This window comes from Nitratireductor sp. XY-223 (genome assembly GCF_004959855.1).
Lineage (GTDB): Bacteria > Pseudomonadota > Alphaproteobacteria > Rhizobiales > Rhizobiaceae > Hoeflea_A.
This window is the reverse complement of sequence record NZ_SPNT01000006.1, coordinates 1-21,248: the sequence shown is the minus strand read 5'-3', so window position 1 is coordinate 21,248 and position 21,248 is coordinate 1. Positions and strand designations below refer to the sequence as shown.

The 21,248-nt window shown below is 58.8% G+C and carries 20 protein-coding genes; 13 read left to right on the top strand and 7 right to left on the bottom strand.

The window, feature by feature from the left end:
- Nucleotides 1–8: 8 nt before the first annotated feature.
- Nucleotides 9–1,652: an acyl-CoA synthetase gene (locus tag E4M07_RS19305; protein ID WP_136660038.1), complete on the bottom strand. Its 1,644-nt coding sequence runs from the start codon at nt 1,650–1,652 to the stop codon at nt 9–11.
- A gap of 155 nt (nt 1,653–1,807) precedes the next feature.
- On the opposite strand from E4M07_RS19305, the gene E4M07_RS19300 reads away from it, so the two are divergent.
- From E4M07_RS19300 to E4M07_RS19270, 7 genes are all read left to right on the top strand, one after another.
- Nucleotides 1,808–3,772 carry a PAS-domain containing protein gene (locus tag E4M07_RS19300; RefSeq protein ID WP_136660037.1) on the top strand — a complete coding sequence of 655 codons (1,965 nt, stop codon included), beginning with the start codon at nt 1,808–1,810 and terminating at the stop codon, nt 3,770–3,772.
- Nucleotides 3,769–4,482: a response regulator transcription factor gene (locus E4M07_RS19295; protein ID WP_136660036.1), complete on the top strand. Its 714-nt coding sequence runs from the start codon at nt 3,769–3,771 to the stop codon at nt 4,480–4,482. The genes E4M07_RS19300 and E4M07_RS19295 overlap by 4 nt, the downstream gene beginning before the upstream one ends.
- A 207-nt stretch (nt 4,483–4,689) precedes the next feature.
- The gene (locus E4M07_RS19290) at nt 4,690–5,973 is read left to right on the top strand and encodes an ABC transporter substrate-binding protein (protein WP_136660035.1); all 1,284 of its coding nucleotides are present in this window, start codon (nt 4,690–4,692) and stop codon (nt 5,971–5,973) included.
- Between the two features lie 184 nt (nt 5,974–6,157).
- Nucleotides 6,158–7,054 carry a branched-chain amino acid ABC transporter permease gene (locus tag E4M07_RS19285; RefSeq protein ID WP_136660034.1) on the top strand — a complete coding sequence of 299 codons (897 nt, stop codon included), beginning with the start codon at nt 6,158–6,160 and terminating at the stop codon, nt 7,052–7,054.
- A complete protein-coding gene (locus tag E4M07_RS19280) occupies nt 7,054–8,049 on the top strand; it encodes a branched-chain amino acid ABC transporter permease (protein WP_136660033.1) in 996 nt (331 codons plus the stop codon). The genes E4M07_RS19285 and E4M07_RS19280 overlap by 1 nt, the downstream gene beginning before the upstream one ends.
- Nucleotides 8,046–8,834, top strand: coding sequence for an ABC transporter ATP-binding protein (locus E4M07_RS19275; RefSeq protein WP_136660032.1), 789 nt, complete (start codon nt 8,046–8,048; stop codon nt 8,832–8,834). Before E4M07_RS19280 ends, E4M07_RS19275 begins: the two co-directional genes overlap by 4 nt.
- A complete protein-coding gene (locus E4M07_RS19270; RefSeq protein WP_136660031.1) occupies nt 8,834–9,490 on the top strand; it encodes an ATP-binding cassette domain-containing protein in 657 nt (218 codons plus the stop codon). The genes E4M07_RS19275 and E4M07_RS19270 overlap by 1 nt, the downstream gene beginning before the upstream one ends.
- Nucleotides 9,491–9,785: 295 nt before the next feature.
- Here E4M07_RS19270 and E4M07_RS19265 read toward each other — a convergent pair whose 3' ends face one another.
- Nucleotides 9,786–10,109 (bottom strand): antibiotic biosynthesis monooxygenase, encoded by a 324-nt coding sequence (locus tag E4M07_RS19265; RefSeq protein WP_136660030.1) that lies wholly within the window; start codon nt 10,107–10,109, stop codon nt 9,786–9,788.
- A 90-nt stretch (nt 10,110–10,199) separates the two neighbouring features.
- On the opposite strand from E4M07_RS19265, the gene E4M07_RS19260 reads away from it, so the two are divergent.
- Complete coding sequence (locus tag E4M07_RS19260) at nt 10,200–10,946, top strand: WYL domain-containing protein (RefSeq protein WP_206057317.1); 747 nt, start codon at nt 10,200–10,202, stop codon at nt 10,944–10,946.
- Between the two features lie 135 nt (nt 10,947–11,081).
- On the opposite strand, the gene E4M07_RS19255 is transcribed toward E4M07_RS19260, so the two are convergent.
- From E4M07_RS19255 to E4M07_RS19240, 4 genes are read right to left on the bottom strand one after another with little or no spacing between them, the layout of a single operon-like run.
- Nucleotides 11,082–11,960, bottom strand: a complete 879-nt coding sequence (locus E4M07_RS19255) for an amidohydrolase family protein (protein ID WP_136660028.1) — start codon at nt 11,958–11,960, stop codon at nt 11,082–11,084.
- Between the two features lie 13 nt (nt 11,961–11,973).
- Entirely contained in the window at nt 11,974–12,753 is a 780-nt protein-coding gene (locus tag E4M07_RS19250) for a glucose 1-dehydrogenase (protein ID WP_136660027.1), read from the bottom strand.
- Complete coding sequence (locus E4M07_RS19245; protein WP_136660026.1) at nt 12,743–13,483, bottom strand: FadR/GntR family transcriptional regulator; 741 nt, start codon at nt 13,481–13,483, stop codon at nt 12,743–12,745. Before E4M07_RS19245 ends, E4M07_RS19250 begins: the two co-directional genes overlap by 11 nt.
- 8 nt (nt 13,484–13,491) lie before the next feature.
- Nucleotides 13,492–13,812 (bottom strand): L-rhamnose mutarotase, encoded by a 321-nt coding sequence (locus E4M07_RS19240; protein WP_136660025.1) that lies wholly within the window; start codon nt 13,810–13,812, stop codon nt 13,492–13,494.
- Nucleotides 13,813–13,928: 116 nt separating this feature from the next.
- On the opposite strand from E4M07_RS19240, the gene E4M07_RS19235 reads away from it, so the two are divergent.
- The 5 genes from E4M07_RS19235 (at nt 13,929) to E4M07_RS19215 (ending at nt 19,672) form a co-directional block, all read left to right on the top strand.
- Nucleotides 13,929–15,101, top strand: a complete 1,173-nt coding sequence (locus tag E4M07_RS19235) for a sugar ABC transporter substrate-binding protein (protein WP_136660024.1) — start codon at nt 13,929–13,931, stop codon at nt 15,099–15,101.
- Between the two features lie 102 nt (nt 15,102–15,203).
- The gene (locus tag E4M07_RS19230) at nt 15,204–16,727 is read left to right on the top strand and encodes a sugar ABC transporter ATP-binding protein (protein ID WP_246660518.1); all 1,524 of its coding nucleotides are present in this window, start codon (nt 15,204–15,206) and stop codon (nt 16,725–16,727) included.
- Nucleotides 16,724–17,713: an ABC transporter permease gene (locus tag E4M07_RS19225; RefSeq protein ID WP_136660022.1), complete on the top strand. Its 990-nt coding sequence runs from the start codon at nt 16,724–16,726 to the stop codon at nt 17,711–17,713. Before E4M07_RS19230 ends, E4M07_RS19225 begins: the two co-directional genes overlap by 4 nt.
- Before the next feature lie 16 nt (nt 17,714–17,729).
- Nucleotides 17,730–18,908, top strand: coding sequence for an L-rhamnonate dehydratase (rhmD, locus tag E4M07_RS19220; protein ID WP_136660021.1), 1,179 nt, complete (start codon nt 17,730–17,732; stop codon nt 18,906–18,908).
- A 23-nt stretch (nt 18,909–18,931) separates the two neighbouring features.
- Nucleotides 18,932–19,672, top strand: coding sequence for an SDR family NAD(P)-dependent oxidoreductase (locus E4M07_RS19215; protein WP_136660020.1), 741 nt, complete (start codon nt 18,932–18,934; stop codon nt 19,670–19,672).
- A 296-nt stretch (nt 19,673–19,968) separates the two neighbouring features.
- Here E4M07_RS19215 and E4M07_RS19210 read toward each other — a convergent pair.
- On the bottom strand, nt 19,969–21,248 hold a 1,280-nt coding region (locus E4M07_RS19210), incomplete at its 5' end, for a PQQ-binding-like beta-propeller repeat protein (protein WP_169054293.1).

Here is a 21,248-nt window from a genome sequence, read left to right as displayed (position 1 = left end):
TCTCTCGCCTAAACGATTGTCCTGGCCTTTTCTCTCAGCACAAATTTCTGGATTTTTCCGGTCGATGTCTTGGGAAGTGGACCGAAAACGACCGTCTTCGGGGCCTTGTATCTTGCCATGTTGGACCGGCAGAATTCGATGATGCCTTTCGGGTCGGCATCTTCACCGGGTTTGAGCGTTATAAATGCACATGGTGTCTCCCCCCATTTCTCGTCCGGCTTCGCAACAACCGCGGCCTCGAGAATTGCGGGATGCTTGTAGAGAACGTCCTCGACCTCTACGGACGAGATGTTCTCACCGCCCGAGATGATGATGTCCTTGGACCGGTCCTTCAGCTCGACATATCCGTCCGGATGCATGACGCCGAGGTCTCCGGAGGCGAACCATCCGCCCCTGAAACAATCCTCCGTGGCCGCGGGGTTCTTGAGATAACCGCGCATGACGTTGTTGCCGCGCATGAATATTTCACCGAGCGTCTCGCCATCGTTTGGAACAGGCTCCAACGTCTCCGGATCGGCGACCATCAGACCTTCAAGCGCTGTATTGCTCACACCCTGACGCGCCTTGAGCGCCGCGCGCTCATCCCCCGTCAGTCCGTCCCACTTGTCTTTCCACACGCTGATGACCGCAGGTCCATAAACTTCCGTGAGACCGTAGACATGCGTCACCTCGATCCCCATGGCCTCCATCTTTCCGATCACGGCGGCCGGCGGAGACGCGCCCGCGGTCATCACCTTCACGTCGTGGGAAAAGTCCTTTGACACGCCGGGAGCGTTTGCCAGCATGTTGAGGACGATCGGCGCGCCGCAGAAATGACTGACCTTCTCATCCCGGATGAGGCGGAAGATCGGCTCCTCCCGAACAGCGCGAAGACACACATTGACACCGGCGTTTGCCGCGATCGTCCAGGGAAAGCACCACCCATTGCAGTGGAACATCGGCAGTGTCCACAAATAGACGCTGTGATGCGGCATGCCCCAGTCGACGATGTGCGCGAGTGCGTTGAGATGTGCGCCTCTGTGGTGATAGACGACGCCCTTTGGATTGCCCGTCGTGCCGGACGTGTAGTTCAGCGTTATCGCGTCCCATTCGCTGTCCGGAAGTTCCCATTCGAAGTCCGCGCGACCGTGTTGCAGGAATTCCTCGTAGGTCAGCGACCCGATCCTTTCACCGCCCGCGAAACTGGGATCTTCGATGTCGATAACCAGGCGGTCTTTCTTCTCCGACATGCCGATTGCCTTTCTGGCGACCTCGGAGAATTCCGGATCAACCATGAAGACCCTGGTTTCGGCGTGATCGAGTATGAAGGCAATCGCTTCCGCGTCGAGGCGCGTGTTTATAGCGTTCAGCACCGCGCCCGCCATCGGTATGCCGAAATGGGCTTCCAAAAGCTCGGGAATATTGGCGGCAATGACGGATACCGTGTCGCCTTTGGATATTCCGTGCCCGACCAGAGCGGAGGCCAGCATCCGGGTCCGATCGTAGGTTTGCGACCAGGATCTTCGTACATCGCCGTGAACGACAGCCAGCGCATCCGGATGGATATGCGCGGCACGCTCGATAAAACTCAAAGGTGAGAGCGGCGCGTAATTGGCCTCGTTGGCGTCCAGTCCGATCTCGAAGATATTGGGCTTTCTGGATGATGCAGACATACGAGTTCCTCCCGGGTCCCGCGGGAGGTTTTCCCAGCATGGTGTTGTCAGACTTTGCGCGAAATGTACGCAATTGTGACACGGGCAGAATTTTCGAGCCTTGAGAGATTTTCTCTTGTTATTATGGACTTGAGCAACCGGCTGGAAGAAAAACAGTGGATCCTCGATCAGACCTGCACTCCCGATATGCCTGGGAAGGATTTCAGCATATCAATCAGGGCATAACCATTTTTGACGAGCATCTTCGGCTCGTTTTCTGGAACGACAGGTTTCTGGAACTGCTTGAGTTCCCGAGGGAACTTGCCTTCGTGGGCGCCGATTTCGAGTCCTTCATGCGGTATAATGCCGAAATAGGAGAATACGGCTCGGGTGATGTCGAGGAGCTCGTGGCCGAACGGGTCGCGGCGGCGAAACGGTTCGAAAAACACCACCTTGAGCGCGAACGTCCCGACGGAACGATTATCGAGGTCTATGGTTCGCCGCTGCCGCATGGCGGATTCGTTTCGATATACACCGACATCACCATACAAAAGAAACGCGAGCGCGAGCTTGAGCGGCAGGCTGCGGAACGGACACGCGAGCTGCGTCGGAGCCAGGCGCGATTGCAACTGATCGCCGATGAAGTCCCCGCGGGCATCGCCCGTGTCGACAGCGATATGAACATTCTGTTTGCCAATCGGAAATTCGCCCGCGCCTATGGATTGACGGCCGACGAGATCGTCGGAATGAACTGCAACGATGTCCTGCATCCGGAGACAATGGCCATCGCGAAGAAGTTCTTCGAGCCGGCGCAACGCGGCAAGGTCGTGGATTTCGAGATGAAGGTCCGCATGCGCAACAACCGGGTTCGTGATGTCCGGACTTTTCTGCGGCCCGAGCGGGCGCAAGAAGATGAGTCGGCCAGTTTTTATATTGTCAGCGTCGATGTCACGCGGACCAAAGCCGCCACGTCAGCGCTTCTGAGGTCTCAAAAGATGGACGCGCTTGGGCGGCTGTCGAGCGGCATATCCCATGACTTCAACAATCTGCTCGCCATCATTCTCGGCAATTTGGTGCCGATGGAGGAGCGCCTTGAGGACGACAAGCTGCGCGATGAATTCCTGGTTCCCGCGATCTCGGCGGCTCGCCGCGGTTCCGGCCTTACGGAGCGTCTGCTCAACATCGCGCGAAAGAAACCCATCAATCCCCGGCCGGTCGTTGCCGACGAGACGGTTTCGGGACTTGTCGAGCTTCTCCGCAGTTCGATACCCGAGAACATAGAAATAGACCTGCGCCTGGATGCGGACGGCGCCCGTGTTCTCGTCGACGTTTCCGAACTTGAGACCGCCCTGTTGAACATTGTCGTCAACGCAAGAGATGCAATTGACGGAAGCGGTCGGATAACACTGTCGAGCGGCATCTATGAATTGATGGACGATGAGGCGGCGGTCCTGCGCATCTCGGCTGGCCGGTATTTGCGCATTGCGATTGTCGACACCGGTTCCGGAATGACTCAAGAGGAGTCGGATCAGATCTTCGAGCCCTTTCATACGTCAAAAGGTGAAGTCGGCGGTTCTGGTCTCGGTCTAGCACTGGTCTATGGTTTTGTTCGGCAGTCCAACGGCACAATCTGGGTCGAAAGCGAGCCCGGAAACGGGTCGACTTTCACGATCCTGTTGCCAACGACGGAGGAGCACCCTGCCGCACCCGCGCAAGTCGCCGGGGAAATCGAAATGCCGGATGCCGGGAAGAAACCCCTCATCCTCCTGGTGGAAGACGACGCGGAGGTCAGAAGGGTTGTCCGTCGTCAATTGACCGGTCTGGGATATTCTACCGTCGAGGCCGAAAACGCGGATGCGGCTGTCGAGCTGCTTGACGTTATCGAGGAGCTGGATGCCATCCTCACCGACGTCATCATGCCCGGATCCGTCGACGGTGCAGAACTTGCCCGGCTCGCGCGCCAAAGCCATCCCGCCATTCCCATTGTCCTGATGAGCGGAAACATGGACAAGACGGACCACCTGGCACATGCGCCGGACTCCGTTTCGATGCTTCGTAAGCCCTTTTCGGATGCCGAGCTCATCGCCGCGCTGACCGGCTCCGATTCAGTCGGCATGAAGAGCGTGAAGGCGGCACGATGAAACCGCTCATCTACGTTCTTGAGGACGACGCCGACATTGCCCTGGTGATCTCGCGCACGTTGAAGAATGAAGGTTTCACCATCGAAGCGTTTTCGCGGCGCGGGAGTTTCCTGAACCGGTTGAAGCGGCAGACGCCGGATCTTTGTCTTGTCGATCTGTCGCTGCCGGATGGCGATGGGCTGAGTGTGGTTACCGAGTATCTGCGGGTCAGCAACATCCCCTCAATCGTGGTCACCGGAAGAAGCAGCCTCACGGACAAGATCATCGGACTGGAAGTCGGTGCGGATGACTATGTTGTCAAGCCGTTCGAGCCGCGAGAGCTGCTTGCGCGGGTTCGTGCGGTTCTGCGGCGGTCCAGACAGTTTGAACCGGATGGAGGCGCGAAGGCGCAAAAGACCGCGAGATTCGCCGGCTGGGAAGCGAATTTCCAGAGTTGCACATTGCGCGATCGCGCAGGGATGGAGTCAGACCTGAGTGCCTCGGAGACGCGCCTTCTTGAAATATTTGTGAAATCGACCGGCCGCGTCCTGAGCCGAAGCCAGTTGATGGACCACATCCGGACAAGCGATGAGGACCCGCTGGACCGCAGCGTCGATGCCCGCATTTCCCGATTGAGAAAAAAGCTGGGCGACGATTCAAAATCTCCGACATTGATAAGAACCGTCTACGGGGCCGGATACATTTTTTCGTCAAAGGTCGAGTGGGTGTGACCCATCGTTTGAACGTCCCTTCGGTATCATTGCCGGAAATGCGGCGTGACAGGCGCTGAACGACCTTCGTCACAATTGCGTACGTTTCGCGCAAATTCACACAACACATTCCTGCCATTGAGCGATTGGCAAGGCCCGGGAAACCGTCCCGGGCTGTGAGAAGCTGGCTTGGGGCTCCGAGCCACGCCTCAATGATGGGAGGAAATCATGAAGAATGCACTTCGCAAAATTCTTGTTGGAAGCGCGCTCGGCGCCGTTGCTCTTTCAGTGCCGCTTGCGGCACAGGCACAGGAACCCGTGAAAGTCGGTGTCATCAACTTTTACTCCGGTGGCGCTTCCGGCCCATTCGGTATTCCAGCCAAAAACGCTGCCGAAGTCATCATCGAAGGAATAAACGCCGGCACGATTCCCGCGCCTTACAATTCCGTCGGAATCGCCGGCGCCCGGATCGAACCGATCTACGTCGATGAGAACAGCAAGCAGAAGGTTGCCGATTTCAAGAAGCTCGTGCAAGGCGATGGCGCCCAGATTGTCATCGGATACACGTCCTCGGGAAGCTGCAAGGCGATCGCTCCGGTTGCCGAAGAGGTCAAGGCTCTGACCATCTTTGCCGTTTGCGGCACACCGCAAATCTTCGAAGAAGTCGTGACGGAGCCGAAATATGCTTTCCGGACGATCAGCCATGCGACGAGCGACAATGTCGGCGCCGCGCGCTACATCATCGACACGACCCCTGATCTCGCGTCGATTTCCGGCATCAATCAGAACTATGCCTGGGGCCAGGACTCCTGGCGCGATTTTTCGGCTGCGATCTCGAAGCTGAAAGAAGACGTTGAGGTCAAAACCGAGCAGTTCCCGAAGATTTTCGCCGGTCAATACGGATCGGAAATTTCCGCTCTCCTTACCAATAAGTCCGATGTCGTGCATTCCAGTCTCTGGGGCGGCGACATGGAAGCCTTCATCCTGCAGGGCGGCGGCCGCGGACTGTTCGACAACAGCAAGGTTGTGCTGACCGTCGGTGACACGGCTGTCGAGCGCTTCGGCAAGCAGATCGCGGACGGCACCGTGATCGGCGCCCGTGGCCCATACGGCCTCCTTGCTCCGGACAACGCTCTGAACAAGTGGTTCACCGAAGCTTATGTCGCCAGGTTCGGGGCGCAGCCGGTCGGCCCCTCCTATCAGACGGCCCAGGCCCTGCTGGCATTGAAAGCGGCCGCCGACAAGGCCGGAAGCGTCGCCCCGGAAGACATCAGCGCCGCATTGGCGGGGCTGACATTCGAGGCGCCGAGCGGAACGATCCAAATGGCGCTCGCCGGCGGTCATCAGGCAATCGCCGGCATCACCTATGGCACCTATAAATTCGACGAAGCTGTCGGAAAAGGCACCCTGGTCGATCTGAAGGAGTATCCGGCCGAGTGCGTAAATCCTCCCGCCGGTGTCAAAGGCACCGAGTGGATCGAGGGCGGCCTGCAAGGCGCAAAGTGCAACTAGGCGCATCCTCCCCGGGGCACCCGGCAGAAATGTCGGGTGTCGCCGATATGAGCGACAAGAACCGATTGTCTCGACCGACAACGGATGCCGGCGGCGTCACGCCGCGGCACACGAAACTCCCGCAAATGCAAACCTCGGTCTTTGAAAGACGGATTGTGTGAGCGGACAAGAGGGAATGCTCCCGATGCTCACAGCAATTGCCATCATTGTCGACGGATTGGGGTTTTCAGCCTGGCTCTTCCTTTCATCCGTCGGCTTGACGCTGATCTACGGCGTCATGCGCATACTCAATATCGCCCATGGGGGATTTTATGCGCTCGGCGCCTATTCCGCGGCCTGGTCGATTGGGCTCTATTCGCAGACCGGCAGTACGATCGCCCTCACCTTCCTGCTCATACCCGTCGCCGCTCTGGTGGCGGGGGTCGTTTCGGGGCTGCTGATCGAACGGGGCATCCTGCGGTTCATGTACGGCAAGGACGAGATCCTGATGGTTCTCGTCACCTACGCGATTTTTCTGGTTCTCGAGGACGTCACCAAGCTCATCTGGGGAACGGATTCCTACGTCGCCTATCAACCGGCGTTTTACTTCGGTTCGATCGATGTCCTCGGCATTCCCTACACGGTCTACAGGTTCATCGTGATCGGTGTTGCCGCCGTCGTGGGGGCCGCGCTTTGGTGGGCGCTGAATTATACCCGCTCCGGAAAGCTCCTCATGGTGGTTATCGAGGACCGGGAAGTGAGCGCTTCCCTCGGTATCAACGTCACGCTCTTCTTTACCGTGACCTTCGTTGTCGGTGCCGTTCTCGGCGCCTTCGGCGGAGCCGTCGCTGCGCCCGAAATCTCGGTAACGCCGGGGATCGGCGCGGAAATCATCGTTCTGGCTTTTGCCGTTATCGTGATCGGCGGCATGGGCAGTGTCGGGGGAGCGATGATCGGAGCAATCATCGTCGGCTTCGCACGGGCCTTTTCGGTCCATGTCTATCCGCCGGCCGAACTCTTTTCCATCTACCTCGTCATGGCCGTGGTTCTCGCCTTCAGGCCCTACGGGCTCTTTGCGCTGGCCGAAGGGAGGAAGATCTGATGAACAATCTCGATCGCACGGAGCTTGGCTTCATTGCAGCCTTGCCGCTGTTGATCGCCTGCGGTCTTCTTCTTCCGCAGTGGATCGTCAACTACATCCATGTGTCGCTGGGAACCGGACTGGTGGCCCTTGGCGTCATGGTCCAGATGCGGGCGGGTCTCGTTTCCTTCGGGCAGGGTCTCTATTTCTGCATCGGAGGCTATGCGGCCGGACTGGCGGGCAGACTCTGGGGTCTTTCCGACTTTTTCCTGTTGATCGCGCTGGGCATTGCAGCCGGCCTTGTAGTCTCGTTCCTTCTCGGATTTCTGCTTCGCCGATACCGGCGGATATTCTACGCAATGCTGTCGCTTGCCGTTTCCATGATTCTTTTTGGACTGCTGAGCAGCAGCGAGGAACTGGGGAGCACGGATGGCTTCAACCTGCCGGCAACGAGCTATCTGGGGTGGTTGCCTGGCCAGAGCGTGTCCGGAGACGTTCTCTACGTTGCGACATGCATCCCGACCGTCATCTGCGCGATCCTGCTTCACCGGTTCTTGCGCAGCCCGATGGGCTATGTCGGGGAAGCGCTGCGGGAGAACGAGATCCGCATCGAGTATCTGGGAATGTCGGCGCGCAAGGCCGTTCACATCATATATGTGATCGCCGCGGTCGTGTCTTCCATTGGCGGTGTTCTCTGGGCGATGGCATTGGGTCATATCGACCCTGAAATGACCAATTGGGTAACCTCGGCGCAGTTCGTCTTCATCGCTATTCTGAGCGGGATCGGAAACGTCGCGGCACCGCTTTTCGGAACGCTCCTGCTTGAGTTCATACGCGTCTACGCGGTCGAGATTGCGCCTGACTCCTGGCACATCATTGTCGGCTCGGTCATGCTTTTGATCATCGTGTTCCTGCCGCGCGGGCTTTGGTCTCTCGTAAGCTCCAACAACGGCCTCAAAAACAAATTCACCCACAGGGTCAAGGCGGCCTCCGAACCGGAAGGAGCACGCTCATGACCGTTGTTTTGGAAACGCGGGGCCTGGAGAAGCGGTTCGATGCCGTCGTGGCCGCCAGGGATATCAATGCAGAGATTTTCGAGAGTGAAGTGCTCGGCATCATCGGATCGAACGGGGCGGGCAAGACGACATTCGTCAACATGGTCACCGGCTATCTTCAACCGAGCTCCGGACAGATTTTGTATCGTGGTCGCGACATCACCGGCATGGAAACGCGCGACATCACCCGGTTGGGCATCTGTCGATCCTTCCAGATACCCCAGCTTTTCCTGGAATTGACCGCGCTTGACAACGTTCTGATCGCGCTCTCGGTCGCCAGGGAGAGGCGACCGGTTCTGTTCCGGCCGGTTGTTACCCGGGAGATTGTCGATGAGGCGCTCGAACTTCTTGCAAAATTCAGGATCGAGCACGTCGCCCATCAGGAGGTTACGGCCCTTCCCCAAGGTGTTCGCAAACTGATCGACATCGCAATGGCGACGGTCGCAAATCCCGATCTTCTTTTCCTGGACGAACCGACCAGTGGGGTCAGCGCCGAGGAAAAGATGGACATGATGGAAGTTCTGATTTCCGCGCTTCAATCGACCAATACGGCCGTCCTTTTCATTGAGCACGACATGGAGATCATTGAACGTTTCTCTCCGCGTGTGATGGCGTTCTACGAAGGAACCATCCTCGCGGACGGGCCCACCGCGGACGTGCTGAGAAACGAAAAGGTACGGGAATTCGTTGTCGGGCAGGAGTTTCACCGGAACGGAACCGCCGCAACGATGAAAGGAACCGCGTAATGCTTGAGGTCAAAAACCTGGATCTGTCCATTCACGATGTTCCCATTTTGCGTGATGTCTCGTTTTCGATCGAAACGTCCACCACCTGCGGTCTTGTCGGTCGCAATGGAGCCGGCAAAACAACCATCATGCGGGCCATCATGGGATTGCTGCCGTTAAACAGCGGATCGATAACATTTGACGGAATTTCACTGGATGCAGCCAAATCCCATACGCGGGTGGGGATGGGCATCGGTTATTTGCCCGAAGACCGCAGACTTGTTCCTCACTTCACGGTGGAGGAGAACATCAGCGTGCCGCTTTGGGCGCTCAACGACACGGACACGTCCAGGATAAAATGGGTATACGACCTCATGCCGGAGATCGGTCGTTTCGCCGACCGCAAGGCGCTGACGCTCAGCGGAGGTCAGCAGAAACTCGTCGCCTTGGCGAGAGCGATGGTGACCGGAACAAATCTGTTGCTCCTGGATGAGCCTTTCGAGGGTGTCGCGCCGGCCCTGGCTCAACGGCTGATGGAGGTTATTGCAGAATTGCGATCGGAAAGCCTGACGGTTCTGATCTCGGAATCGGATTACACACATTCCGAAAAAGTGGTCGACAACGTATTCATCATTGAGCGTGGCAGTGTTGAATTTGCGCAAATGGCCGCGGCTTAGAGCAAGTCCGGGTTGGAATTGATCCTATACGCTGTATCGGACGACGCTGCCGCCGCACTTCGGGCACGGTTTGCCCGTTGGCGACACCCAAACGCAACGGTTCAGTCCAGCCGAGGGTTTCAACAACGGTTTCAGACTGTGCGCAAGAACGATCTGAACGCCTCAGCGGCGTCAGACAAAGCTTCGTCGCGGCGTTTGACGATGCCAAAGCCTCCGAATTTCTTACGCCGACATCCCCCGGACGTTATGCAGGGGATGCCGTATTTTGTTCGGCTGACGATCCAGATCCGGAAATTCAGGGGGCGTAGACGGCCAGCGACTCGTAGTGGTTCACGCCGTCGGACGGATTTGCTTCATCCATCTCCATGTAGGAGAAGAACGCGCGGCAGGCATTGGATTCACCGACGAGGTTCATAACCTCGTCAGCTGCGGCGCGGCTCTCCCAGTGAACCAGATCGACATAGTTCCTTTCGTCGAGCTTGAGCAACTCCCGCCTGAGGAAGCCCTTTTTGCCACTCAGGAATTCACGCTGGAAGGTCTTCGAGGCCTCGATGAATTCAGCCTCGGTCACACCCTCACGGAGCTTGATCTCCGCGGTTTCCACAATCGTTCGGGACATCGGTATCTCCTGTGCTTTCTGTCTCCGAAACAATTAATTATGGAAATATGTGACAACTTATGGCACATTTTTTCCATGGCAAAACGACGAATGCAGGACCGTCTTGAGCGCCTTGACCACCTGGAAAGCCGATTAAAGTCCGACGAGGCGATGACCGTCGAGGGGATAGCCCGTGAGTTTGGCGTGAGCCGACGAACCCTGTCTCGCGACATTGCCATCCTCCGCGACCGTGGCCTTCCGATCGAGGCTGACCAGGGGCGAGGCGGTGGTGTGAGGATTGCTCGTACCTGGGGCGTCGGTCGGATCGCGTTGACCTACCGCGAAGCTGTTGAGCTTGCAGTTAGCCTGGCTATCGCGGAGCAAATGGATGCGCCGTGGCTTATTGCCAACCTCGCTCCGATCCGGCGAAAACTGGCCGCTTCCTTCTCTGCGGACATGCGGCAGCGTATCGGAGCGCTATCGAGCCGGATCATGGTCGGGCAATCTGCGTCGCCGGCTGTATTGGGCACCTTTACAAGACCGGACGAAGCGAGCACCCAAGCTCTGTGCCGCGCATTTGTCGAACTGAGGCGGCTTCGTTTCGGATACACCGATGTTCGTGGAGTAGCCACCCTAAGGCACGGCGAGCCACACTTCCTCATGCTGAACTATCCCGTCTGGTATCTCGTGTGTTGGGACCTCGATCGGGATGCTATACGGAGTTTTCGCCTCGATCGGGTGAACGACGCTGAAGTTTCCGAAGAGGAGTTCGCGCCGCGCCGCGCCGAAGCCTTTGCCGAGGCCTTCGAGGGTATCTCATTGGTCGCTTCCCGAATTGATGCAACGCGTCAGGGCTAGTGCGTTGGCGAAAGGCAGAGTTTTCCGGTAGCCACCGATGCTGGTTGGACAGTCAGCACTGAATCTGGCAATGCGTGTTGAAAGGGTCGGCGGCTCGGGGTTCGGAACTGCTGATCACTGCGGCAACGAGCCATTCTAAATGCGGTAAATCCGCCTCGCGTTTGCCTCGAACAACGCATGCCGGGAGTCGCGCGGAAGGTCGGCGGTAATTGCATCAAAGCTGCTCCAGAGCGTGCTGAAATCCGAAAACAGCTTGTCGACCGGAAAGTTGGACGCGAACATCGCGCGATCCGGTCCGAATACCTCAAGACATTCGCTAACGAGCGGCCGAAGGCTTTCGATGGTGAAGGCACGATCAAACATGCCGAGCCCCGAAATCTTCATCGTGACATTGGGAAGATCGGCAAGACGGCGAAGCGCAGCCTTCCATGCTGTCCAGCCGGAGGGCGTACGATCGCACCACATTCCTGCATGGTTGACGATGACACTCAGGTTGTCCAATCCCGAGAAAACGCGCACTGCTGCCTCCACCTGATGCGGATAAAGCTGCAAATCAAAACTCAGTTCGCGCGTTTCCAGTTCATGCAGCCCGCGCGCAAAGTCCGGATCCGACAGGTAGTCGGTCTGCACGTAGCTCAGCGCCGGGTCGTCGTGCAGATTGACCACATGGCGGATGCCCCGGAGGGCGGAATGCGCGCGCATGCGGTCAAGCAGGCCGCCGACGTCAGGGCTTGTGAGATCCGCATTGCCGACGATAGCAAGCGGTGTCGGGCTGGCATCAGCCATTTTTTGAACGTGGGCCACTTCGGCGAGTGGATCGGTCGGAAACGCTTCCACGTGCACGGCGGCGACAACATTCAGCCCTTCGCCCGCTTCTGCGAGATATTCTGCAAGCAGGTAATCCCGGCAAATCGGCGCATTGGATCCGATGAAGCCCACGGATGGCGTTTCAAGGCCGGGATAAAGTCCGGTCGAGAGGTCCCAGAGGTGGATGTGCGGATCGCAGATTCTCACTTCGACCGCCTTCCTACTGCAAGTTCACAAAAAGACCGCCGTCTACCAAAAGCGCGGCTCCGGTGATGTAGGAGGCCATGTCGGATGCGAGGAAAGTCACGGCCTTGCCGATATCTTCGGGTTCGCCAAAGCGGCCGAGCGGAATTCGCCCCTCCAGATAGGCGCGTTTTTCGCGATCCGACCAGTCGTCCCTGTTTATGTCGGTGGCGACAGCCCCGGGTAAAACCGAGTTGCAGCGAATGCCGTGCGGGCCAAGGACGATCGCTGTCGATTGCATGAGGGAATGCACGCCGGCCTTCGTCGGCGTGTAGTGGGTCTGCATACCACCGCCAACCAATGCCGAGATCGATGACGTGGCGACGATTGCTCCGCCGGTTCCCTGTTCCTTCATGCGATTGGCCACCGCCTGACAGACAAAAAAGGCTCCGGTCAGATTTACGTCCATGACCCGGCGCAACAGATCCTCGGGCATGTCCAGGAATCCGTGAAACGGGCAAATGCCGGAGTTTGATGCAAGGACATCGATGCCGCCATATTCGCGGACGGCCGATTCCACGAGGCGTCGGTCGGTCCGAGAATCAGCGATATCACCTTCGGTGGCAATTGCACGCCCGCCCAGAGAGCGGCATGCCTCGACAACTTCGTCGGCAGCGTTTGCAGAAAATGAGGCATCGGCGTCGGCGTGGTAGTTTATGACAACGTCGGCACCGTGCCTGGCGAATTCGAGAGCAATACCGCGTCCGATGCCGCGCGAACCGCCGGTAACAATTGCCCGCTTTCCTTCAAGGAGCATCTGCTAAATCCTCACTCAAGTTCCGTGCCGCAAGCGTGGTCAGGCGGATATTGTCTACATGCTGTCCCATGGCGGCTGCCGCCGCGCGGCCATCGCCGGCAACGATCGCTTTCACGATAGCGTCGTGATCCTTGGCGGACTGTTCGAGTACGCCCGGCATCGCTGAGGCGCGGCGTCGGGCATCCATGGCCAGGCTGTAAAAGGACTGCGCCACCGAATTCAGGAAGGCGTTGCCGGCGGCTTCGGATATCAGGCTATGGAATTGAGCGTCCATGACGCGGAACCCCACCGGATCGTCGACCAGATCGAAACCGATTTTCGCCATTTCCAGCAGCCGTGCCTTCTGATCCTCTGTTGCACGTGCGGCAGCGGCTTTGGCCAGGCCGCAATCGATCATCGCGCGGGCCTCGAAAAGGTCGTCCAGGGAATGCTCGTTCAGCCGGAGGAAGAAAGACAGCGGTTCCATGAGACGGTCGACATGCAGATCAGTCACGTAACAGCCGCCGCCCTGCCTGCTCTCCACCAGCCCCAGCATCGACAGGCCGCGCAACGCTTCACGCACAACCGGGCGCGACACTTGCAGAGCCCGGCTTAACTCATTTTCCGAAGGCAGCTTTTCACCTGGCGCCAGGTTGCCGGAAGCAATGAGCTCGCGTATCTGCTCGCCCACTCTTTCCGAAGCGGATTTCTGTTGCTCGATGGGTGAAAGTGCCGAGAGGGGAGCCTGCATTGTGTTTGTCACTCCAAGTGAAATACTTCTTCAAGGCGTGTCAGGCCTGTGTCTGCGCGGCCGCCGGAAAGCGGCTCGAAATAGTCCGCCATCTCCGCCTGCCAGCGGTGGTTGACCTCCCGCTTTGCCATGTCTGCAAGTGCGGCGTCAAAATCCTCCGTTTCCAGATAGCCAACAAGCAGGCCGTCGTCCGACAAAAAGAGAGAATAGTTCGTCCAGCCCGCCTCCCGCAGCGCTGACAACATCTCCGGCCAAACGGCAAGGTGGGCTGCGCGATACGCGTCAAGCCGTTCACGGCGGACCTTTAATGTGAAGCAAACGCGACTCATGATGCACCTCCCACGCGGAGACTACTTGCAGTTTGCCTTGTCGTCAACTTGACAACATGTAAGACAAGTTTTAGTTTCCGGAAATCGGCTTCAAGCTGGAACCTGGGAGGAAAATCATGAAAAAACGGGTCATTCCCCCGGCGATCGCCGCTGCTACATTGCTCGCTTCGCCAGTATTTGCGGAAGATTTTCACGGCTACGATCCGGCCACATTCGACGGTGCAACGCTACCTGCCGGCAACCTGGCGGCCATGGTAAAGGAGGCGATTGCCGTCAACCCGCCGAAAAATGGCAAGAAATATGTGATTGGTTTTGCCAATCTTCAGCGCGACATTCCGTTCTGCGCGCTCGTGGAAAAGGGCATCCTGGAAAACGCGGAGCTTGCCGGAATTGATGTGGTCGTTGCCGACAACCGCCTCGATGGCGCGACCGCGCTTGCCAATGCCGAAAGCTTCATAACACGCGGCGTCGACCTCGTGATCGAGTTCCAGACCGACGCTGCCTTCGGGCAGACCATCATGCAGCGCATGGATGCGGCCGGAATTCCGGTCATCGCCATCGACATTCCGATGGGCGATGCGACGTTCTTCGGCGTGAACAACCCACGAGCCGGCTTCATGGGCGGCAGCTACCTGGCGCAAGCGGCGATCGCCGAACACGGCAAAGAAGCTGTGTTGGACGGTTATTTCCTCCACGGCCTCCTTCCCCAGTCGGGACCGATTCCCGCCATGCGTACCGGCGGTCAGCGTGCCGGCTTCCTCGCGGCAGCCAAAGGCTTTCCGGAAGAAAACATCCTGACCTTTGACAGCAAGAACACGCTTGATGAGGCGTTCGCGCAGACAAACAACCTGTTGTCGCGCATTCCCGAGGATGCCGTCATCATGGGAACCGGCATCAATGACCAGGTTGCGACCGGTATTTTGCGCGCCGCGCAACAGGCCGGCCGCAAGAACATCGTGATCATCGGCCTCGGCGCAGATGAACGCGAAACGCTGGCAGGGGAAGAGGATTTCCTTGCGGCCGTCGGGTCCTTTCCGGAGCGGTACGGAAATTCACTTGTCCCGATGTCGCTCGCGATCCTGGCGGGACGCGACCTGCCTGATTCCGTGCTGATCAATCATGTCATGGTCACACCGCAGAACATCTGCAACTATTATGAAGACATGGCATGCGCGTCGGAGACATCGGTCACGCTCGCATTCCCGCAGGCGGAGTTTGAGGCACATCTGGCAAGCCTTCGGGATGATCCGGAACTCGCTGATGTCAAGAACCTGATTCCGGCGAACTGACGTCTCCCAAAAGGGCGGTCGGCATCGAATTGCCTCTCGATGGTCGACCACCCTTTTGCTGCGCATGGCACTTCCATGAATGGCCAATATTCGGAGAGCAGCGTGGACAATCGGATCGACATGGTCAACGTCGACAAAAGTTTCGGAGGCGTTTCCGTACTAAGCAACGTCGGATTTAGCATCCAGCCCGGGGAGGTTGTGGCACTCTTGGGTGCCAATGGCGCAGGCAAATCCACACTCATGAAGATCCTGACCGGCGTCTACTCGCGCGACGCCGGATCGATCAAGGTGGAGGGCGTCGAGGTGAGGATGAGTAACCCGCGCGAGGCGGCTGCTCTCGGCATCAGTTTCCTTCCGCAGGAGATATCGGTCATGCCTGATATGACGGTGGCCGAAAACATATGCCTTGCGAATATGGATCAATTCGGGCGCGGCGCGTTCGTGGACCGAGCGGCGATGCGGGCGAAGGCAACGAAGATCCTGGGCCAGGTCGGCTTTGACCACGTGTCACCGGACAGTTATGTCGGCCACCTTTCCGTTGCCGAGCAGCGGATTGTCGAAATAGCAAGGGCGCTGGCCTCAGACGCGAATGTCCTAGTCATGGACGAACCGACGGCTGCGTTGTCCGAGCGCGACGCGCAAGCGATGTTCGAGGTTCTTCGAAATCTGCGCGAGGACGGGACCTCGGTGGTCTATATCTCCCACTACCTGGGCGAAGTCTTTGAAATATCGGACAGGATCGAAGTACTGCGCGATGGGCGCAACGCCGGTTCTTTCCATACCGCCGAGACGGATGTCGAATCCGTTCTGGCGGCCATGCTCGGCCGTGCAGCCGAAACGCTGTTTGACCATCGCCAGGCACCGAGCGGAGGCGAAGCTGCTTTTGAGGCAGCCGCGCTTGGATGGAAAGACAAGCTTTCCGATGTCTCGTTTACGGTTTCGACAGGTGAGATCTTCGGCATTTTTGGCCTTGTCGGGTCGGGTGTGGAATATCTGGGCCGTGTCGTGTTTGGCGCCGAGGGTCGGAATGTCAGGGGTGACATGAGACTGATGGGATCGCCCTATCGAGCCATCAGCCCTGCTCATGGCAAGGCGTGCGGCCTCGGATATGTCACCGCTGAACGCAAGGCCGATGGAATACTCGGTGATCTCAGCGTCGCTCAGAATCTGGCTTCGGCGTTCTGGCCGGAATACCGGAACGGCCCCTTCGCATCCCGGCACGCCGAAGCGGCGCTGGCACAAAAATGGATAAAGGGTTTTGACATACGCACATCGGGGCCGGATCAACCCGTCCGGCTTCTGTCCGGCGGCAACCAGCAGAAAGTCTGTGTTGCGCGCTGGCTGCACGAGGGCGTCCGGCTTCTGATCCTCGAGGAACCGACGCGTGGCGTCGACATGGGTGCCCGCCGCGACATTTACCGCCAGCTTGCCGAATTCGCGGCGCAGGGCCTCACCGTGCTTGTGCTGTCGTCCGATGCCGAGGAGATCGCGGGCCTGTGCGACCGCAGCCTGGTTCTGAACCGGGGCCGCGTCGTTCAGCGGTTCGGCCGGGGGGCGGATGCCAGTGCGCTGCTTGCCGCCACCGCGCTGACCGATCCCGCAGAAGTCGAGAAGGAACTCACATGACCATGGCCAACACACCGACACGGCATGCGGAACGCCTGCGCGGCGGCTTCTTGAGCGGCCCCGCATCGGGTGTACTCATTCTTTTGGGCTTCTACATTCTGCTTGTCGTCGCGTTTGCGATTTTCACGCCATTCTTTGCCACAACACGCAATGCCATGAGCATTGCGTCCAATGTGGCCTTCATCGGCATGATGGCGGCTGCCGGAACACCACTGATAATCGCGGGCGGCCTGGACTTGTCGGTTGCTGCGGTGGCCGGGTTGTCAGGCGTTCTTATCGCGCTTTTGAATGCCGCCGGCTGGCCGATATGGTTGGCAGTCGGTGCGGCGCTCGCGATGGGCGTGGGCGTGGGATTGGCCAACGGCCTCCTGTCGACCACACTACGGCTCAATCCGCTTATCGTGACACTTGCCACGATGTCCATTGTCGGCGGCGCCGCACTTATTCTGACTGGCGGGCTGACGCGCCCGGTCATGCAGCCGAGCTTTAATTGGATCGGTCAGGGCCGCCTTGCTGGCGTGCCCGTGCCGGCGATCCTGATGCTCAGTGTATATGTCGGCCTCGCATTCGTGCTTCGGGCAACGCATTTTGGACGCTATGTGTATGCGGTGGGGGGCAATCCCGAGGCTGCGCGCCTGATCGGCTTGCCGGTCATGCGGGTGCAGATGGTACTGTACGTCATATCAGCGGTATCTGGTGCGGTCGCCGGCGCCATGCTTGCCGCGATGCTTGGCGCTGCCGCGCCGGCTGCGGCTTCTCCCCATCTCCTGACGGTTATCGCCGCCATCATTCTGGGAGGCACCTCACTTGCCGGCGGGCGCGGATCGGTTTGGGGTACGCTGATCGCTGTGCTGATCCTCGGCACACTCAACAACGGGCTGACGCTCAATGACGTCTCCAGTTTCTGGCAGGATGTGACGCGCGGGGTAGTCCTGATACTGGCGGTCGGTGTGGACCAGGTTCGCCTGCACCTTCAGGCGCGCTAGGCAGGGGTCGGTCCAAATGACTCAGCCAAAAATCAAGGCTCTGCGGGCGCTGACGGTCAAGGGCGGCGGGGGCGATTATCACGATCAGGAATCCGGGCACTGGATTGACGGCCGCATTGCCACGCCGATGTCGAAATACCCGGCCTATCGCGAAACGCGCAACAGTTTCGGCTTGAATGTTCTTGGCTCGCTGGTGATTGAGATCGAGGCCGAGGACGGTACCGTGGGTTTCGGCGTGACCACAGGCGGCGAGATCGGCGCCTTGATTGCCGAGACCCATCTGGCGCGCTTCGTGGAAGGCCGGACGCTGGACGAAATCGAAATCATCTGGGACCAGATGTTCAACGCGACCCTCTTTTACGGGCGGCGGGGTATTGTGCTCAATGTCATATCGGGCATCGACCTCGCATTGTGGGACCTTCTGGGGCGGATGCGCCAGGAGCCGATATGGCAGCTTCTGGGCGGCAAGTTTCATGATGAACTGACCTTCTACGCCACGGGCCCTCGTCCTGATATCGCAAAGGAGTTGGGATTCATCGGCGGCAAGATGCCGCTGATGTATGGTCCGGCCGATGGCGAGGAAGGCCTCGCCCTCAATATCGGCGCCTTGGGCGAAATGCGCGCGCGTGTCGGCCCCGATTTCTGGTTGATGTATGACTGCTGGATGGCGCTGGACCTCGACTATGCGACACGCCTGGCCGAGGGTTGCCTGCCCCACGATCTGAAATGGATCGAGGAACCCCTTCTGCCCGACGACTACTGGGGTTACGGCGACATTCGGCAGCGGCTGGGGGGCAAGACCTGGGTCACGACCGGCGAACACGAGGCCACCCGATGGGGCTTTCGCATGCTGATCGAAATGGGATGCTGCGACATGATCCAGCCCGATGTGGGCTGGTGCGGCGGCCTGACCGAATTGCGCCGGATCTCGGCATTGGCCGATAAAGCGGGTCTGCCTGTGATTCCCCATGGCTCATCGGTATACAGCTACCATTTCGTGACGACCTGCGCGAACAGCCCGTTTGCCGAATTCCTGATGATGGCTCCGGCCGCCGACCGCGTCGTTCCGATGTTCAATCCGCTGCTCCTGAACGAGCCGTTGCCGGAAAACGGCAGGCTGAAGGTGCCGGATACGCCGGGCTTTGGTGTGGAGCTGAACCGGTCGCTCGCACTGACCCGTCCACTGGCACGATGAAACGTTAGACGAGGAGTCCGCTGATGAACGCTATCGACCTGGAAGGACGCGTCGCTGTCGTAACAGGTGGGGCCCAAGGTATTGGTTTGGCAGTCGCCCGCGCCTTGGCGTCCGGCGGCGCAAGACTGTCGATTTGGGATCTTGACGGAGATCTCGGCAGGAAAACAGCCGCTGAACTCGGCTGTGACTTCATCGAGGTGGACCAGACAGATGCGGACGCGGTCAGCGCCGCAGCCGCTGAAACCGAGGCCAGGTCGGGCGGGATAGATATCCTCGTTGCCTCGGCGGGCATTGCAGGCGTCAATGCCCCCGTCGTCGATTATCCCGTTGAGGCGTGGAAGGAGATAATCGATGTGAACCTCAACGGGCTGTTCTACCTCAATCGCGCGATTCTGCCCGGCATGATCGCCCGCAACTACGGACGCATCGTGAACGTGTCTTCCATCGCGGGGAAAGAGGGCAATCCGAACGCATCGGCCTATTCGGCATCCAAAGCCGGTGTGATCGCGCTGACCAAATCGCTGGGCAAGGAAACCGCAGCCTATGACATAGCGGTTAACTGCGTGACACCGGCAGCCGCGCGCACCCGTATTTTCGATCAGATGAGCCAGGAACACATTGATTTCATGCTTTCGAAGATCCCGCGCGGTCGTTTCCTGGAGGTGGAAGAGGCCGCGTCGATGATCGCATGGCTGGTATCCGGAGAAAATAGTTTTACCACCGGGGCTGTCTTCGATCTCTCGGGCGGACGGGCCACTTACTGAGGCAAAGCAAAAGCACGAAGCAGTTGCTCTTGTGAGAACCTGATCGGGAACGCGCCGGGCCAATGGAACCACGGTGAATGTCCCGGTTCTCAAGACAAAGGCCCAAGACCGAGACCAAAGACCCTGCGCCCAGATAGAACCGGCATAGGTCATATATTGAAGTGTTGCGGCCTTTCGCTAAATCCACCGAGTTTCGGCTTGGTGGTCCAGGCCGGCTTTCTGAACTCATTGGCCTGGGAGCTGGTGAGGGCGCGGTGCGACTGCCGCACCCTCTACTTGGTTGAACTGCCTTCAGGTTACTTCGGTCTCAAAGCATCCGCAGTGCCTTGAATGAAGGCAATGAGCTGCTCCACTTCGCGCTCACTCAGATGAGCATCGAACCGCGGCATGCCGTTATGGATGCCCGCTCCTTGCAGGACCCATGCATCGGCATTGGTCAAGGTGACGGGATCGGAATAGCCGAGATTGGGGATCGCGCCGCCATTGTTGACGCCCGGAACTCCGTGGCAGAACAGGCAGTTCGACACATAGACACCGAGACCGGGGGCAACATCGTCAGCATCGTAGGGCACACCTTCCACGAGGGTAGTGCGGTCGGAGAGTTCATGCGCCGGCATTTCAGCTGTACCGCCAATGCGGAAAGTGTAGACCCGGCCCGGGCCGACCCTCTCGGTTGCCCGCTGCATCAGGCCATAAACACCGCCCCAGCCGACAGCGATGGAGACATACTGCACGCCGTCAACCTCGTAAGTTGCAGGGGCCGCGACCACACCCGAGCCGACGGGGGTCTGCCACAAAACCTCACCCGTCGCTGCGTTATATGCGATGAAGCGACCGTCGGCTGTGCCCTGGAAGACCAGGTTCCCGGCGGTGGTGAGAGTGCCGCCGTTCCACGGGCTGACATACTCGGCGCGCCAAACTTCCTTTTGCCGGACCGGATCCCAGGCCAGCAATTGCCCGAAAGGTGTCGCTTCCGGTGCCACAGCGTTGAACAGATATCCGAGGTTCCATCCCATCCCGGACATGGTCGACATGGGTTTGTGGCTGTTCAGTTCCCAGGCAGGATCGGTGGACTGCACCAGAGGCACACCCTGCGCCGGAATATAGACCAGTCCGGTTTCCGGGTTGTAGCTCATCGGGTGCCAGTTATGCGCGCCATAGGCGGACGGAATTGTCTCCCACGGTTTTTCCTTGTCCCGTGCGCCTTCGGCTTCAATGGGCCTGCCATTTTCATCATACCCGGTGGCCCACGTCACCTTGGTGAACGGCTCCGCCGAGATGAATTCGCCGTTGGTCCGGTCGATCACATAGAAAAAACCGTTCTTGGGCGCCTGCATGAGGACCTTGCGCATCCGGCCGTCGATTTCCAGATCGGCGGCAATGATGTGCTGTGTCGACGTGTAGTCCCAGGTGTCGCCGGGCGTATTCTGATAGTGCCAGATGTACTCGCCGGTGGGGGATGTCCCGTTCTCTGTTGAAAAAGGAACGGGCAGCGTTGCGGTTTCATGATTAGGCGGCCTGCGCCATGTCGTCAACCTGGTTGCTGTCGCCCGATCCTGCGCCATGTCTGTGGAGA

Coding starts and splice junctions, on each gene's coding strand:
- E4M07_RS19225 (WP_136660022.1), top strand. CDS start 16,724: ATGACCATGGCCAACACACCGACACGGCATGCGGAACGCCTGCGCGGC.
- E4M07_RS19275 (WP_136660032.1), top strand. CDS start 8,046: ATGACCGTTGTTTTGGAAACGCGGGGCCTGGAGAAGCGGTTCGATGCC.
- E4M07_RS19280 (WP_136660033.1), top strand. CDS start 7,054: ATGAACAATCTCGATCGCACGGAGCTTGGCTTCATTGCAGCCTTGCCG.
- E4M07_RS19245 (WP_136660026.1), bottom strand. CDS start 13,483: ATGCAGGCTCCCCTCTCGGCACTTTCACCCATCGAGCAACAGAAATCC.
- E4M07_RS19290 (WP_136660035.1), top strand. CDS start 4,690: ATGAAGAATGCACTTCGCAAAATTCTTGTTGGAAGCGCGCTCGGCGCC.
- rhmD (WP_136660021.1), top strand. CDS start 17,730: ATGACTCAGCCAAAAATCAAGGCTCTGCGGGCGCTGACGGTCAAGGGC.
- E4M07_RS19215 (WP_136660020.1), top strand. CDS start 18,932: ATGAACGCTATCGACCTGGAAGGACGCGTCGCTGTCGTAACAGGTGGG.
- E4M07_RS19270 (WP_136660031.1), top strand. CDS start 8,834: ATGCTTGAGGTCAAAAACCTGGATCTGTCCATTCACGATGTTCCCATT.
- E4M07_RS19260 (WP_206057317.1), top strand. CDS start 10,200: ATGCAGGACCGTCTTGAGCGCCTTGACCACCTGGAAAGCCGATTAAAG.
- E4M07_RS19295 (WP_136660036.1), top strand. CDS start 3,769: ATGAAACCGCTCATCTACGTTCTTGAGGACGACGCCGACATTGCCCTG.
- E4M07_RS19285 (WP_136660034.1), top strand. CDS start 6,158: ATGCTCACAGCAATTGCCATCATTGTCGACGGATTGGGGTTTTCAGCC.
- E4M07_RS19235 (WP_136660024.1), top strand. CDS start 13,929: ATGAAAAAACGGGTCATTCCCCCGGCGATCGCCGCTGCTACATTGCTC.
- E4M07_RS19240 (WP_136660025.1), bottom strand. CDS start 13,812: ATGAGTCGCGTTTGCTTCACATTAAAGGTCCGCCGTGAACGGCTTGAC.
- E4M07_RS19305 (WP_136660038.1), bottom strand. CDS start 1,652: ATGTCTGCATCATCCAGAAAGCCCAATATCTTCGAGATCGGACTGGAC.
- E4M07_RS19265 (WP_136660030.1), bottom strand. CDS start 10,109: ATGTCCCGAACGATTGTGGAAACCGCGGAGATCAAGCTCCGTGAGGGT.
- E4M07_RS19250 (WP_136660027.1), bottom strand. CDS start 12,753: ATGCTCCTTGAAGGAAAGCGGGCAATTGTTACCGGCGGTTCGCGCGGC.